We start from the raw sequence: 13,698 nt of genomic DNA on the forward strand, positions 1-13,698 counted from the left end.
CGGTGCGGCTCAGCTGAAGGAGCCGCCGCACGCGCAGGACGAGCCCGCGTTCGGGTTGTCGATCGTGAAGCCCTGCTTCTCGATCGTGTCCGCGAAGTCGATGGTCGCGCCCTCGAGGTACGGCACGCTCATCCGGTCCACGACGACCTCGACGCCGTCGAAGTCGCGCAGCGCGTCGCCGTCGAGCACGCGCTCGTCGAAGTAGAGCTGGTAGATCAGGCCCGAGCAGCCGCCCGGCTGGACCGCGATGCGCAGGCGCAGGTCGTCGCGCCCCTCCTGCTCGAGCAGGCTGCGGACCTTCTCGGCCGCGACGTCGGTGAGGTCGACGCCGTGCGTCGCGGTCTCGGTGGTCTCGCTCATTGCTGTCTCCTGACGGTGTCTCGGATCGGTCGCGGGCGCGCGCGGGGCGCGTGCCGCGGGACGGTCACGTCGAGCACAACCGCACTCCCGCGTGATCTGTTCCCCAATGTACGCCCGCGCACCCGCCGCGCCGCGGGACGCGCACAGGACCTGCACGCCGCGCGGCCGGTGGCGCGGGTCAGCGCGACCAGGTGCGCGCGATCCGCGGGACCCGCGCCCGCAGCGCAGCCGACGGGTCCCGGCGCCACGCGTCCTCGTCCCCCGGGGCCTCGACGACGCCGAACCCCGCCGCCAGGCCGGCGGCGCCCCAGTCGCGGCGGCCGGTGCGCAGGTGCGCCGCGACCGCGATCGCGGGCACCCCGAGCGGCAGCGCGGCGTGCGCGGCGACCCCGACGACGCCGTGCTCCAGCGCGGTGGCGTCGAGGACGGACGTGCCGGTCAGCACCAGGTCCACCTCGGCGGCCCGGCCCGGGAGGTCGACGGCGTCGGCGACCCAGGACGCGCCGTCCACGAGCCGCGCACCGAGCAGCCCGAGCGCGAACGCCGCACCCCCGCCCGCGCCCGACCCCGGGACGAGCGCGGCGCGCGACCCCGGTGCCCGCGCACCGGACCCCGCCGGGGCGCCCCCGACGCCCCCGCCCAGCAGGTCGCGCCGCCCGCCGTCGCCGGCCAGCGCCGCGGCCTCCCCGGCCGCCCGCACGAACCCGGCGACCGCCCGCTCGACGTCCTGCGCCGCGTCCGCGTCCACCCGCCCCGCCTCGGCCAGGTCCGCCGATACCCCGCCGAGCCCGAGCAGCGGGAGGTCGTGCGCGTGCAGCGCCACCATGTCGCGGCCCCGCAGCGCCTCGCGGAGCGCACCGACCTCGCTCAGGTCCGCGGCGGCCAGCCCGGCCGCCCCGTCCAGCCCGCGCGCGGCCGCCGCCGGTGCGGCCCCGAGCGTCGCCAGCAGGCCCGCGCCCGCGTCGTGCGCGACGGTCCGCCGCCCGCCCAGGCCGACGACGACCCGCCCGGCGCCGGTGTCGAGCGCCGCCGCCAGCAGCGTGCCCAGCCCGGCCGAGGTCGTCGCCCCCGGCGGGACCGCTCCCGGGTCACCGGCGCCCAGCGCCAGCGCGCCGTCGACGTACGCGGTCCGCCCGCCGCCCGGCTCCGCGACGACGAGCACCGCGCCCGGCACGACCGCGCCGTGCGCGTCCGTCGTCGTGACCGGCAGCAGCTCGCCGCCGCGCGCCGCCCGGACCGCGTCGACCAGGCCCGCGCCGCCGTCGGACAGCGGGAGCGGGATCAGGGTGTCGCCGGGCGCGGCCTCGAGCCAGCCGGCGGTCAGCGCGGCCACCGCCTCGTCGGCCGTCAGGGCGGGCCACGGGTCCGCGCCCGCCGCGACGGACGGGCCCGCGACGCCGCGCACCGCGGAGGCGGCGGGCCCGGGGCCGTCGCCCGGGCGCGCGTCGAACCGGCCGGGGGCGACGAGCACGTGCACGGCGCGATCCTCGCACGCCGGCGCCCTCCCCCACCGGCGCCGGTCCTGGTCAGCGCCCCGGACCGCTGTGGGATGATGCCGCGCGTGACTCTCCTCGCCCCCGGGACCACGTTCGCCGAGCCCGCGTCCTCCGCGCTGCTGCTGCTCGGCCAGGGCCGCGACCTCGCGTCGGAGCGCGGCGTCGAGTGCGTCGGCGGCCTGCCCGCCGCCTCCGACCCCGACCTGGTGGAGCGCGCCCGCGCCGCTCGCGCCGCGCTCGGCGACCGGGCGTTCGTGCTCGGCCACCACTACCAGCGCGACGAGGTCATCGACTTCGCCGACGTCACCGGCGACTCGTTCAAGCTCGCCCGCGAGGCGGCCGCGCGGCCCGACGCCGAGTTCATCCTGTTCTGCGGCGTGCACTTCATGGCGGAGTCGGCCGACATCCTCACGTCCGACGCCCAGCAGGTCGTGCTGCCCGACATGGCGGCCGGCTGCTCGATGGCCGACATGGCCGCGATCGACCAGGTCGAGGACGCCTGGGACGTGCTGGTCGAGGCCGGCGTCGCGCAGGACACCGTCCCCGTGACCTACATGAACTCGACCGCAGCCATCAAGGCGTTCACCGGCCGGCACGGCGGCACCGTCTGCACGTCCTCGAACGCGCACGTCGCGCTGCGCTGGGCGTTCGACCAGGTCGGCGGCGTCGACGGCACCGGCAAGGTGCTGTTCATGCCGGACCAGCACCTGGGCCGGAACACCGCGGTGCTGGAGCTCGGCATCCCGCTGGAGCAGTGCGTGGTGTTCGACCCGCGCAAACCGCACGGCGGCCTCACCACCCAGGAGCTCCGCGACGCGCGGATGATCCTGTGGCGCGGGCACTGCTCGGTGCACGGCCGGTTCAGCGCGCAGAACCTCGTCGACGTCCGCGCGGCCGTCCCCGACGTGACCGTGCTGGTGCACCCGGAGTGCAAGCACGAGGTCGTCACGGGCGCCGACCTCGTCGGGTCGACGGAGTACATCATCAAGGCCCTCGACGCCGCCCCCGCCGGGTCCGCCTGGGCGATCGGCACCGAGCTCAACCTGGTCCGCCGGCTCGCGAAGGCGCACCCCGACAAGCAGATCTCGTACCTCGACTCGACGGTGTGCTTCTGCTCGACCATGAACCGCATCGACCTCCCGCACCTGGTGTGGGCGATGGAGTCGCTGGTCGCCGGCCGGGTGCCGAACCGGATCGTCGTGGACGCGGACGACGCGCACTGGGCGCGGGTCGCGCTCGACCAGATGCTGGCCCTGCCGGGGTACTGAGACCCTGGGGCGGTACGCCACCGCCGTCGGGAGGGGACGCTCGTGAGCACCGGGAACCCGTTGCGGATCGGCATCGTCGTGTTCGACGACGCCGAGGAGCTGGACGTGGTCGGGCCGTTCGACGTCCTGGCCTCGTGGGCGGCGCACTCCGCGCTGCGCCCCGAGGTCGTCACGTTCTCGGCGGACGGCTCCGGCGTGCGGTGCGCCAAGGGGCTGCGGCTGGTGCCGGACGCCGCGCGCGACGACGTCGGCCCGCTGCACGTCCTGGTGCACCCCGGCGGCCGCGGCACCCGCGCGCTGGCCCGCGACCCGGAGCACCTGGCGTGGGTCCGCGACCTGCGCCGGGAGACCGCCCTGATGACGTCCGTGTGCACCGGCGCGCTGGTCTACGCCGCGGCGGGCCTGCTGGCCGGGCGGCCGGCGACCACGCACTGGGCAGCGGTCGACGAGCTGGCGGAGCTCGACCCGAGCGTGCTGGTCGACACCGAGGCGCGGTTCGTCGACGACGGCGACGTCGTGACGAGCGCGGGCGTGTCGGCCGGGATCGACATGGCGCTGCACCTGGTGGCGCGGCTGGAGTCGCCGGAGGCCGCGCGGGCGGTGCGCCGGGGCATCCAGTACGACCCGGCCCCGCCGGTCTGAGCCGGGGTCCCGGCGCCGCGCGACCCGGGAGTGGAAACGGGTGGAGCGTTCTGCCCGACACGCACCGGCGTGTCGGGCAGAACGCTCCACTCGAGGGGTCGGGCCCCGCGGGTCAGACCGCCAGGCGCGTCAGCAGCAGGGCCTCGGCCAGCACCACGCGCTCCAGCTCGCCGAGGTGCACCGACTCGTTGGCGCCGTGGGCGCGCGAGTCCGGGTCCTCCACGCCGGTCACCAGGATCGCCGCGTCCGGGTACACCTCGAGCAGGTCGGCGATGAACGGGATCGACCCGCCGATGCCGATGTCGACCGGGTCGGTGCCCCACGCGTCGGCGAACGCGGCGCGCGCGGCCTGCATCGCGGCCGAGTCGGCGGGCGCCTGGAACGGCTTGCCGAGCTCGCCGTCCCGGACGGTCACGCGGGCGCCGAACGGGGCGTGGCCCTCGAGGTGGGCGCGCAGGGCGGCCAGCGCGGCGGCCGGGTCCTGGCCGGGCGCGATCCGCATCGACAGCTTGGCGGTGGCCCTCGGGGCGATCGTGTTCGACGCCGTGGCGACGCGCGGGGCGTCGAGGCCGATCACGGCGATCGTGGGGCGAGTCCACAGCCGCGCGGTGAGCGGGCCGGTGCCGGCGAGCCTCACGCCGTCGAGCACGCTCGCGTCGGCGCGGAACGCGGCCTCGTCGTAGTCGACGGTCGGGTCGGCGGCCGACACCAGGCCCTCGACCGCGACGTCGCCGGCGTCGTCGTGCAGCGTGGCGATGAGCCGGGACAGCAGGGTCACGGCGTCGAGCACCGGGCCGCCGAACATGCCGGAGTGCACCGCGTGGTCGAGCACGGCGACCTCGACCTCGAGGTCGACCAGCCCGCGCAGCGACGTGGTGAGGCCGGGGACGCCGATCTTCCAGTTCGACGAGTCGGCGACGACGATGACGTCCGCGCGCAGCAGGTCGGAGTACGTGTGCAGGAACCGGGTGAAGGACGGCGAGCCGACCTCCTCCTCGCCCTCGACGAACACCGTGACGCCGACGCCCAGCTCGTCGCCGAGCACGCGCAGCGCGCCGAGGTGCGCCACGACGCCGGCCTTGTCGTCCGCCGCGCCGCGGCCGAACAGCCGGCCGTCGCGCTCGGTCGGCTCGAACGGCTCGGTGTCCCAGTCTTCGCGGGCACCCGGGGGCTGCACGTCGTGGTGGGCGTACAGCAGGACGGTGGGCGCGCCGGCCGGGGCGGGGCGCCGGGCGACGACCGCGGGGGCGCCGGGCGTGCCGTCGGGCCGCTCGACCGAGAGGATCTGCACCTCCGGCAGGCCGGCCTCGCCGAGCAGGCGGGCGACGTGCTCCGCGCTGGCGGCGACGTGCGCCTGGTCGAAGTCCGCGTTCGAGACGCTCGGCACGCGGACGAGGGCCTCGAGGTCGGCGCGGACGCCCGGGAAGGCGGCGGCGACGCGGGCCCGCAGGTCGGCGACGGCCTCGGGGTCGGCGGGCGTGGGGGACGCGTGGGTGGCGGTGGGCTCTGTCACGGATCGCCACGCTACTCGACTACCCTGGAGGGGTGTTCGGACGCAGCAAGAACAGCACCTCCCCCGCGGAGCAGGCCACCCCGGGTCTCGTCGAGGAGACCCCGGGCCTGATCGAGGCCGGGAAGGGCCGCCCCACCCCCAAGCGGAAGACGGCCGAGGCCGCCAACCGCCGGCCGCTCGTGCCCCAGGACCGCAAGGCCGCGGCCAAGGACGCGCGCGCCGCGCAGCGGGCCGAGCGCGACAAGCAGTACGCCGCGATGCAGACGGGCGACGAGCGGTACATGCCCGCCAAGGACAAGGGCCCCGTGCGCCGGTACATCCGGCAGTACGTCGACGCCCGGTGGAGCCTCGGCGAGCTGTTCCTGCCGGTCGCCATCGTCATGCTGCTGCTCAACATGCTGCTGACCTCGGTCAGCCCGGAGCTCGCGTTCCTGGGCCTGGTCGTCCTCTACCTGTTCATCATCGGCATGGTCGTCGACGTCATCATCATGTGGCGCAAGCTCCGCAAGCGGCTCGCCGCGAAGTTCGGCGACGCGGGCCAGCAGCGCGGGCTGATGATGTACGCCGTCACCCGGGTGTTCCAGATCCGCCGCGCCCGCCTGCCGAAGCCGCAGGTCAAGCACGGCGACTACCCCGAGTGAGCCGGCGCTCCTAGACCGTCCTAGGGTGGTGGCATGGTCAACTACCGCCACCTGGGCCGCTCCGGCCTCAAGATCTCCGAGATCACCTACGGCAACTGGCTGACGCACGGCTCGCAGGTCGAGAACGACGCCGCCACCGCCTGCGTCCGCGCCGCGCTCGACGCCGGCATCAGCTCCTTCGACACCGCGGACGTCTACGCGAACACGGTCGCCGAGGAGGTGCTCGGCGAGGCCCTCAAGGGCGAGCGCCGGCAGTCGCTGGAGATCTTCACGAAGGTCTACTGGCCGACCGGCCCCAAGGGCCCGAACGACACCGGCCTGTCCCGCAAGCACATCATGGAGTCGATCGACGGCTCCCTGCAGCGCCTCCAGACCGACTACGTCGACCTGTACCAGGCGCACCGCTACGACCACGCGACGCCGCTCGAGGAGACGATGCAGGCGTTCGCCGACGTCGTGCGCTCCGGCAAGGCGCTGTACATCGGCGTCTCCGAGTGGACCGCGGACCAGATCCGCGCCGGCCACGCGCTGTCGAAGGAGCTCGGCTTCCAGCTGATCTCGAACCAGCCGCAGTACTCCGCGCTGTGGCGGGTCATCGAGCCCGAGGTCGTCCCGGCGTCCGAGGAGCTGGGCGTGTCCCAGATCGTCTGGTCCCCCGTGGCCCAGGGCGTGCTCACCGGCAAGTACAAGCCGGGCCAGCCGCTGCCCGAGGGCTCGCGCGCCACGGATGAGAAGGGCGGCGCGAACACCATCAAGCGCTTCCTGGACCAGCCGAACGTGCTCCAGCGCGTGCAGGACCTCACCCCCGTCGCGAACGAGCTCGGGCTGTCGCTCGCGCAGCTCGCGGTCGCCTGGGTGCTGCAGAACCAGAACGTGGCCGCGGCGATCATCGGGGCGTCCCGCCCCGAGCAGGTCACCGAGAACGTCAAGGCGTCCGGGGTCGAGATCCCGGCCGAGCTGATGACGCGGATCGACGAGATCCTCGGCGACGCGGTCATCGCGGACCCGGCGGAGACGGCGAAGAACTCGCCCGCCTCCCGCTGACGCCGCGGACGTCGCAGGGCCGGCATCCCCTCGGGGGTGCCGGCCCTGCTGTCGTCTCCGCGCGCCCGGCGCTAGCGGCCCTCCCCCGGCTCGGCCGGCTCGGCCGCCGCCACGGCGGGCGGCACGGGCACCGTCAGCCGCGGCAGCAGCCAGTGGATCAGCGGCCCGATGCCGAGTGCGTACGCCAGCGTCGCGAACCCGAGCGTGCCGCCGAGCAGCCAGCCGACGGCGACCACGGTCACCTCGATCGCGATCCGCACGGGGCCCACGGGCCAGCCGGTGCGGGCGACCAGGCCGGTCATCAGGCCGTCCCGCGGCCCCGGCCCGAGCCGCGCGCCGATGTACAGCGCGGACGCGAGCCCGTTGAGCACGATGCCCGCCAGCACCATGCCGACCCGCGCGGCCAGCGGGAGCGCCTCGGGCAGCAGGTCGAGCAGGGCGAGGAACGGGTCGATGAGGACGCCGATCAGGACGACGTTCGCCACCGTGCCGATCCCGGGCCTCTGCCGCAGCGGCCACCAGGCCCCGAGGATGAGGACGCTGAGCACGATCGTCACCGTGCCGAGCGACCAGCCGACCTGCCGGGACACGCCCTGGCTCAGCACGTCCCAGGGCATGTTGCCGAGGCCGGTGTGCACGAGCACGGCGATCGAGGCGGCGTACAGGACGAGGCCGCCGACGAGCTGGGCGGCGCGGCGGCCGGCGTGGGCGGAGCGCCTGGCGGCGGGAGCGGGGGTGGCCACCGCGGCGGCGGTGGCATCGGGCTGAGCGGTCACGGACTCATCATCGGCGCCGACCGGCCTTCCCTTCGATAGCCACTTGCGCAAGAGTGGCCCCATGTCCACGCTCCTCGTCTCCGACCGCCGGATCGGCGGCACCGGGCTGGCCACCGTGCTCGGCAGCTGGCGCCGCCCCGGCCCGGCGTACGCCGCGCTCGCCGACGCCGTCCGCCGCGCGGTCCTCGCCGGCGACCTGCCGCTCGCCACCCGGGTGCCCGGGGAGCGGGAGCTGGCCGACGTGCTCGGGGTGTCCCGCACGACGACCTCGGGAGCGTACGGGCTGCTGCGCGACGAGGGGTACCTGGTGAGCCGCCAGGGGTCCGGCACCGTGACCGCCCTCCCCGAGGACCGCGCCCGCGGCGGGGCCGCGCTGCCCCTGCACCGGCCGCTCGCGACGGACGGCGTCGTGGACCTGACGATCGCCGCATGCCCGGCGCCGCGCGAGCTGCACGAGGCCGCCCGGCGTGCCGTCGACGCCCTGCCCCGGCACGCCGGCCACGGCTACGCGCCGCTCGGCCTGGACGTGCTCCGCGCCGCGATCGCGGACCGGTACACCGCCCGCGGCACCCCGACGACGCCCGACCAGGTGCTCGTCACGACGGGCGCCCAGCACGCCATCGCGCTGCTCATGCGGACGCACGCCGGACCGGGCGACCGGGTGGTCGTCGAGCAGCCCACCTACCCGCACGCGATCGACGCGGCGCGGTCCGTCGGCGCGCGGCCGGTGCCGGTGCCGACCGGGCGCGCCGGCACGGACCTGGACCTCCTGGAGTCGACGGTGCGCCAGGTCGCCCCGCGGCTCGTCTACCTGATCCCGGACCACCACAACCCCACGGGGGCCACGCTGGACGGCGCGGCGCGCGAGCGGGTGCGGGCACTGGCGCGGCGCACCGGGACGGTCGTGGCCGGCGACGAGGTGCTCACCGACCTCACGCTCGACGGCCCGGCGCCCGAGCCGTTCGCCGGCGACGGCCACGCGCCGCGGGTGGTCGCGATCGGGTCGATGTCCAAGAGCCACTGGGGCGGCCTGCGGGTCGGCTGGCTGCGCGGGCCGGCGGACCTGGTGGCCCGGCTCGCGCTCGCCCGGCGCAGCGCCGACCTCGGCACGGCGGTGCTGGACCAGCTGGTCGCCGTCGAGCTGCTGCGGCTCGGCGAGGCGCCCCTGGTCGAGCGCCGGGACCGGCTCCGCGCGGGGCGGGACCTGCTGGTGCGGCTCCTCGCGGAGCGGCTGCCGGGGTGGCGGTTCGCGGTGCCCCCGGGCGGGCAGGCGCTGTGGGTCGACCTCGGCGCGCCCGTGTCCTCGGCGCTCAGCGCGCTCGCGCTCGCCCACGGGGTGCGGGTGGCGCCCGGCCCGGCGTTCGGGGTCGACGGCGGCCTGGAGGACCGGCTGCGGCTGCCGTTCACCTCCGAGCCGGACGAGCTGCGCCGGGCGGTCGACGGGCTGGCGCTCGCGTGGGCGGCGCTCGGGGCCCCGGGTCGGGCGGACGCGGGGACGCCGCCGCTCGCGGGGACGACGGCCGCGCTCGTCTAGCGGCAGGCGCCGCTCGTGCGGGCCTCGCGCACCGCGGCGGTCAGTCCCGCGGGCGGACCGTCATCTGCTCGGGCACGGCCGCCAGGTCGTACGCCGGAGGCACGAGCGCGCCGTCGTTCCGCAGGACCACGGTGCGCGCGCCCTGGTCCCGCAGCGTGCGCCAGTGCGCGCCGAGCCACTCCTCGGCGTCGTACCGGGTGCCGAAGACGGGCGACAGCGGGCGGTCGAGCACCTCGCCGGACGCGCCGGTGAGCTCCCACGCCCACTGCGGGTGCAGCGCGGTCACGCGGCACCCGCCGGGGCGGCCGCGCGGGTCGCGGCGTCGCGGGCGAGCGCCCGGCCGATGCGCGACGCCCAGAACGGACCCTCGTAGATGAAGCCGGTGTAGCCCTGCACCAGGTCGGCGCCCGCGGCCAGGTAGGCGCGCGCGTCCGCCGGCGTGGTGATGCCGCCGACGCCGATCACGACCCGGTCCGCGCCGAGCCGGTGCCGCAGCCGGGCGACGACCACCAGGCCGCGGTCGAGCAGCGGCGGGCCGGACAGGCCGCCCGGCCCGAGGTCGTGCGCGATGGTCGTGTTGACCGCCACCACGCCGTCGAGGCCGAGCTCGGTGACCAGGTCCGCCACCGCGTCGACGTCGGCGTCCGCGAGGTCCGGGGCGATCTTGACCAGGAGCGGGACGCGCGGCCGACCCGCGGCGCCGGCCGACTCGTCCGCGGCGGCCCGGGCCGCCTGCAGGATCGGGCGCAGCGCGTCGACGGACTGCAGGTCGCGCAGCCCCGGCGTGTTCGGCGACGACACGTTCACCACGAGGTAGTCGGCGTACGGCGCGAGCAGGCCCGCGCTCGTCGCGTAGTCGTCGGCGGCGTCCTCGGGCGCGGTGACCTTGGTCTTGCCGATGTTCACGCCGACGACGAGCGCCCGGCCCGACGCGGACGAGCGCAGCCGGCGCAGCCGCTCGGCCACCGCGGCGGCCCCCTCGTTGTTGAAGCCCATCCGGTTGCGCAGGCCGCGCCGGTCGAGCACGCGCCACAGGCGCGGGGCCTCGTTGCCGGGCTGCGCGTGCGCGGTGACCGTGCCGATCTCCACGAACCCGAAGCCGAGCATCGTCAGCCCCGGCACGCCCACGGCGTTCTTGTCGAAGCCCGCGGCGAGCCCGAACGGCGACGGGAACGTGCGCCCCAGCACGCGGACCGCGCCGGACGGCGGCGGGGTGAGCGCGGCGCGCAGCACGCCGTTCAGCACCGGGACGCGGGAGGCGACGCGGATGGCGCGGAACGCGAGGTGGTGCGCCTGCTCGGGGTCGAGGCGGGAGAAGACCTGGCGGAAGAGGAGGCCGTACACGGCCCCCAACCTACTGGTCCGCGGGGGCGGCCGGCCGGGACCCCGCGGCCGCGGCGGCCCCCGGGCGGGTGTGCCAGAGCCACGCGACGCCGAGGAACGGCAGCACCAGCGGGACGTAGCCGTAACCCTGGCCGTACACCGACCACACCGTCTGGTCCGGGAGGTCGCCGGCGTCGAGGACCGACAGCGTGCCGACGGCGAGGACGCCGACCAGCTCGACGCCGACGGCGGCCCAGGCGAGGCCGCGCCGGTCGGTGGCGAGCGCGATCGTGGCGACGACGTAGACGAGCGCGGCGAGCGCGGACAGTAGGTAGGCCAGCGGGGCCTCGTCGAACTTCGCGACGAGCTGGTAGCCCGCCCGCGCCGTGGCGGCCAGGGCGAACACGCCGTAGATCGCGACGAGGACGCGGCCCGGGCCGGACGCGGTGCTGCCGTGAGGCGCCGGGGGCGCGGGGCTCGCCGGGCTCGCGGTCACGCGCCGGCCCAGGTCTGGTCGAGCCGCAGCTGCAGGAACGCCACCGCCACCGCCGCGATCAGCAGCACGACCGACGACCACCGGGTGCGCTCGGCGAACGCCCACAGGGCGGCCGCGGGCAGCAGGATCAGCTGGGTCACGACGTAGCCCCAGAACACGACGGGCTCGTCCGGCACGGTGCCGGTGGCCTGGCGGACGGCGGCGACGACCGCCTGGACCACCAGCAGCCCCTCGACGACGGCCGCGCCCCACAGCTGCCGGAGCACCACGGCACGGTCCCGGACCGCGAACACCAGGGCCCAGACGGCCAGCGCGAGGGCCGCCGCGGCGACGGCGTAGAGCAGGGGCGGGGTCACGGGGCCCCACGGTACCCGGACGCGGCGATAGCATCGGCGGGTGCCCCGAGTGACGCTGACCTCCGCGAACCCCGCCCGCCAGACCGCCGACGCCCTCGTCGTCGCGGTCGCCAGCAGCCCCGCCGGCCCCCGGGTCGTGGGCGCCGACTGGCTGCCCGCCGAGACCGTCGAGCAGGTGACCGGCCTCGCCGGCGTGCTCGGCATCACCGGCGCCGTCGACGAGGTCCGGCGGCTCCCCGCCGCGGGCAAGCTGGCGGCGAGGACCGTCGTGCTCACCGGCGTCGGCCCGCTGGACGAGGTCGTCCCGGACGCCGAGACGCTGCGCCGCGCGGCCGGCGCGGCCCTGCGCGAGCTCACCGGCGCCCCGTCGGTCGCCGTCGCGCTGCCCGCCGAGGACGCGGAGCAGGTCGCCGCGGTCGCGGAGGGCGCCCTGCTCGGCGCCTACGCGTACACCCGGTACCGCTCGGGCGAGGACGCCCCGGCCCCGGCCGCCGAGATCACCGTGCTGACCCCGCGCGCCCGCGACAAGTCGGCCACGAAGGCGCTCGCCCGCGCCGAGGTGATGGCCGCCGCCGTGCACGGCGTCCGCGACCTCGTGAACGCCGCCCCCAACGACCTGTACCCCGCCGCGTTCGCCGACGCCGCCAAGGCCGCGGTCAAGGACACCGGTGCCAAGGGCGTCAAGGTCACCGTGCTGGACGAGAAGGCGCTCGCCGCCGGCGGCTACGGCGGCATCCTCGGCGTCGGCCAGGGCTCGGCCCGCCCGCCGCGCCTGGTCAAGGTCTCCTACTCCCCGTCCCGCCCGGCCGCCAAGGTCGCGCTGGTCGGCAAGGGCATCACGTTCGACTCCGGCGGCATCTCGATCAAGCCGGCCGCGGGCATGGACGCGATGAAGTCCGACATGGCCGGCGCCGCCGCGGTGCTGCACACCGTGCTCGCCGCCGCGCGCCTCGAGCTGCCCGTCGCCGTCACCGGCTGGCTCTGCCTCGCCGAGAACATGCCGTCCGGCACCGCGCAGCGCCCCTCCGACGTGCTGACCATCCGCGGCGGCAAGACCGTCGAGGTGCTCAACACCGACGCCGAGGGCCGGCTCGTCATGGCCGACGGCCTCGTCGCCGCGGTCGAGGAGAAGCCCGACGTCGTCCTCGACATCGCCACGCTGACCGGCGCGCAGCTCGTCGCGCTCGGCCCGCGCGTCTCCGCCGTCATGGGCGACGACTCCACCCGCACCGAGGTCGTCGACGCGGCCGGCGCCGCGGGCGAGGCGTTCTGGCCGATGCCGCTGCCCGCCGACCTGCGCGCCGGGCTCAAGTCGAAGGTCGCCGACATCGCGAACATCGGCGACCGGTTCGGCGGCATGCTCACGGCCGGCCTGTTCCTGCAGGAGTTCGTCGGGTCCACGCCGTGGGCGCACCTCGACATCGCCGGGCCGGCGTTCAACGAGAAGGCGCCGTTCGGGTACACCCCCGCCGGCGGCACCGGCGTGGGCGTCCGCACGCTGCTCGCGCTGATCGAGGCCCGCGCGATCCGCTGACCCGGCGCGGCGCCGTCGCGCCGCCTGCCCCGCACGACCCCGAGCGCCCGGCGCCCCGCCACCGGCGGCGCCGGGCGCTCGCGCGTCCGGCGCTCGGCGCCCCCGCGGCGGGACAGGGCCCTCGCCGGACCTGTCCCGGCGCGGCGGTGCTACCTCGGCGAGTTCGGTGCTCCGCGCCGAGTTCAGTGCCTGCAGCCACCGAACTCGGCGGGACGCACCGAACCGGGCGACGACGCCGGCCGACGAAGGGCGGTCGCCCCGCCACCCGCACGGGTCAGCGCGGGTCGGCCGCGCGGCGGGCCGCGCGCTCCCGAGCGGCCCGCTCCCGCTCGATCCGCTGCCGCGAGTTCCAGTCCCGCATCCGCTGCGGGTAGCCGGTGCGCTGCACGTCGTAGAACGGCACCCCGAGCTCCTTCGCGATGTCCCACCCGGCGCGGCCGTCGGGCACCCGGCGGCGCGTCCACTCGCCGTCGGTCGCGATGAGCATGAGCGTCGTCTGCGTGACGTTCGTCTGCGGCTCGAGGTACGCCTCGACGCCCACGCGGGTGCGCACGAACTCGCGGAGGTGCCCCACGGTCTCCTCGCGGGCGGCGCGTCCGGTCGGCGGCGCGTCCGGCGCGGCGGGGGCCGGACGGCGGCGGCGGGAGAACAGACCCATGCCGGGAGCGTAACGGCGCATGCTGGACCCCGGCTGGGAATCACCCGGGTGCCGCGC

Annotated in this window: 15 protein-coding genes; 6 read left to right on the forward strand and 9 right to left on the reverse strand. The window is 76.6% G+C overall.

The features are described from left to right. Positions 1 to 9 precede the first annotated feature (9 nt). Positions 10 to 360, reverse strand: coding sequence for an iron-sulfur cluster insertion protein ErpA (gene erpA, locus KVT14_RS00880; RefSeq protein ID WP_147796443.1), 351 nt, complete (start codon positions 358 to 360; stop codon positions 10 to 12). Between the two features lie 178 nt (positions 361 to 538). Beyond that, positions 539 to 1,837: a glycerate kinase gene (locus tag KVT14_RS00885; protein ID WP_217613905.1), complete on the reverse strand. Its 1,299-nt coding sequence runs from the start codon at positions 1,835 to 1,837 to the stop codon at positions 539 to 541. 75 nt (positions 1,838 to 1,912) lie between these two features. Between KVT14_RS00885 and nadA the strand changes: the two genes are divergently transcribed. Next, the gene (gene nadA / locus KVT14_RS00890; RefSeq protein ID WP_254630130.1) at positions 1,913 to 3,124 is read left to right on the forward strand and encodes a quinolinate synthase NadA; all 1,212 of its coding nucleotides are present in this window, start codon (positions 1,913 to 1,915) and stop codon (positions 3,122 to 3,124) included. A gap of 42 nt (positions 3,125 to 3,166) precedes the next feature. Then, positions 3,167 to 3,766 (forward strand): DJ-1/PfpI family protein, encoded by a 600-nt coding sequence (locus KVT14_RS00895; RefSeq protein WP_217613907.1) that lies wholly within the window; start codon positions 3,167 to 3,169, stop codon positions 3,764 to 3,766. 112 nt (positions 3,767 to 3,878) lie between these two features. Here the strand turns inward: KVT14_RS00895 and KVT14_RS00900 are convergent, their stop codons facing one another. Next, entirely contained in the window at positions 3,879 to 5,279 is a 1,401-nt protein-coding gene (locus KVT14_RS00900) for a dipeptidase (protein ID WP_217613908.1), read from the reverse strand. A gap of 32 nt (positions 5,280 to 5,311) precedes the next feature. Between KVT14_RS00900 and KVT14_RS00905 the strand changes: the two genes are divergently transcribed. Both KVT14_RS00905 and KVT14_RS00910 read left to right on the forward strand, forming a co-directional pair. Continuing rightward, positions 5,312 to 5,920 carry a DUF3043 domain-containing protein gene (locus KVT14_RS00905; protein ID WP_308160796.1) on the forward strand — a complete coding sequence of 203 codons (609 nt, stop codon included), beginning with the start codon at positions 5,312 to 5,314 and terminating at the stop codon, positions 5,918 to 5,920. A 33-nt stretch (positions 5,921 to 5,953) separates the two neighbouring features. Next, entirely contained in the window at positions 5,954 to 6,964 is a 1,011-nt protein-coding gene (locus KVT14_RS00910) for an aldo/keto reductase family protein (RefSeq protein ID WP_217613909.1), read from the forward strand. A 71-nt stretch (positions 6,965 to 7,035) separates the two neighbouring features. Here KVT14_RS00910 and KVT14_RS00915 read toward each other — a convergent pair whose 3' ends face one another. Beyond that, positions 7,036 to 7,740 (reverse strand): hypothetical protein, encoded by a 705-nt coding sequence (locus KVT14_RS00915; RefSeq protein ID WP_308160797.1) that lies wholly within the window; start codon positions 7,738 to 7,740, stop codon positions 7,036 to 7,038. A 61-nt stretch (positions 7,741 to 7,801) separates the two neighbouring features. On the opposite strand from KVT14_RS00915, the gene KVT14_RS00920 reads away from it, so the two are divergent. Further along, the gene (locus KVT14_RS00920; protein ID WP_217613910.1) at positions 7,802 to 9,274 is read left to right on the forward strand and encodes a PLP-dependent aminotransferase family protein; all 1,473 of its coding nucleotides are present in this window, start codon (positions 7,802 to 7,804) and stop codon (positions 9,272 to 9,274) included. Positions 9,275 to 9,314: 40 nt separating this feature from the next. On the opposite strand, the gene KVT14_RS00925 is transcribed toward KVT14_RS00920, so the two are convergent. From KVT14_RS00925 to KVT14_RS00940, 4 genes are read right to left on the reverse strand one after another with little or no spacing between them, the layout of a single operon-like run. After that, positions 9,315 to 9,560 (reverse strand): hypothetical protein, encoded by a 246-nt coding sequence (locus tag KVT14_RS00925; protein WP_217613911.1) that lies wholly within the window; start codon positions 9,558 to 9,560, stop codon positions 9,315 to 9,317. After that, entirely contained in the window at positions 9,557 to 10,618 is a 1,062-nt protein-coding gene (locus KVT14_RS00930) for a quinone-dependent dihydroorotate dehydrogenase (RefSeq protein ID WP_217613912.1), read from the reverse strand. The genes KVT14_RS00925 and KVT14_RS00930 overlap by 4 nt, the downstream gene beginning before the upstream one ends. 10 nt (positions 10,619 to 10,628) lie before the next feature. Continuing rightward, positions 10,629 to 11,093 carry a hypothetical protein gene (locus tag KVT14_RS00935; RefSeq protein WP_217613913.1) on the reverse strand — a complete coding sequence of 155 codons (465 nt, stop codon included), beginning with the start codon at positions 11,091 to 11,093 and terminating at the stop codon, positions 10,629 to 10,631. Then, on the reverse strand, positions 11,090 to 11,449 hold the full coding sequence (locus tag KVT14_RS00940; RefSeq protein WP_217613914.1) for a hypothetical protein: 360 nt from the start codon (positions 11,447 to 11,449) through the stop codon (positions 11,090 to 11,092). Before KVT14_RS00940 ends, KVT14_RS00935 begins: the two co-directional genes overlap by 4 nt. Before the next feature lie 40 nt (positions 11,450 to 11,489). Here KVT14_RS00940 and KVT14_RS00945 point away from each other — a divergent pair, with 40 nt between their 5' ends. After that, complete coding sequence (locus KVT14_RS00945) at positions 11,490 to 12,983, forward strand: leucyl aminopeptidase (RefSeq protein ID WP_217613915.1); 1,494 nt, start codon at positions 11,490 to 11,492, stop codon at positions 12,981 to 12,983. 274 nt (positions 12,984 to 13,257) lie between these two features. Here KVT14_RS00945 and KVT14_RS00950 read toward each other — a convergent pair whose 3' ends face one another. Next, the gene (locus KVT14_RS00950; RefSeq protein WP_217613916.1) at positions 13,258 to 13,641 is read right to left on the reverse strand and encodes an oxidoreductase; all 384 of its coding nucleotides are present in this window, start codon (positions 13,639 to 13,641) and stop codon (positions 13,258 to 13,260) included. Between the last annotated feature and the right edge of the window lie 57 nt (positions 13,642 to 13,698).

The sequence above is a fragment of the Cellulomonas sp. GbtcB1 genome (genome assembly GCF_019091725.1).
GTDB lineage: Bacteria > Actinomycetota > Actinomycetes > Actinomycetales > Cellulomonadaceae > Cellulomonas.

What these genes read in the sequence shown, in the direction of transcription:
- nadA (WP_254630130.1), top strand. Translation starts at nt 1,913, where the DNA reads ATGCCGCGCGTGACTCTCCTCGCCCCCGGGACCACGTTCGCCGAGCCC.
- KVT14_RS00920 (WP_217613910.1), top strand. Translation starts at nt 7,802, where the DNA reads ATGTCCACGCTCCTCGTCTCCGACCGCCGGATCGGCGGCACCGGGCTG.
- KVT14_RS00950 (WP_217613916.1), bottom strand. Translation starts at nt 13,641, where the DNA reads ATGGGTCTGTTCTCCCGCCGCCGCCGTCCGGCCCCCGCCGCGCCGGAC.
- KVT14_RS00910 (WP_217613909.1), top strand. Translation starts at nt 5,954, where the DNA reads ATGGTCAACTACCGCCACCTGGGCCGCTCCGGCCTCAAGATCTCCGAG.
- erpA (WP_147796443.1), bottom strand. Translation starts at nt 360, where the DNA reads ATGAGCGAGACCACCGAGACCGCGACGCACGGCGTCGACCTCACCGAC.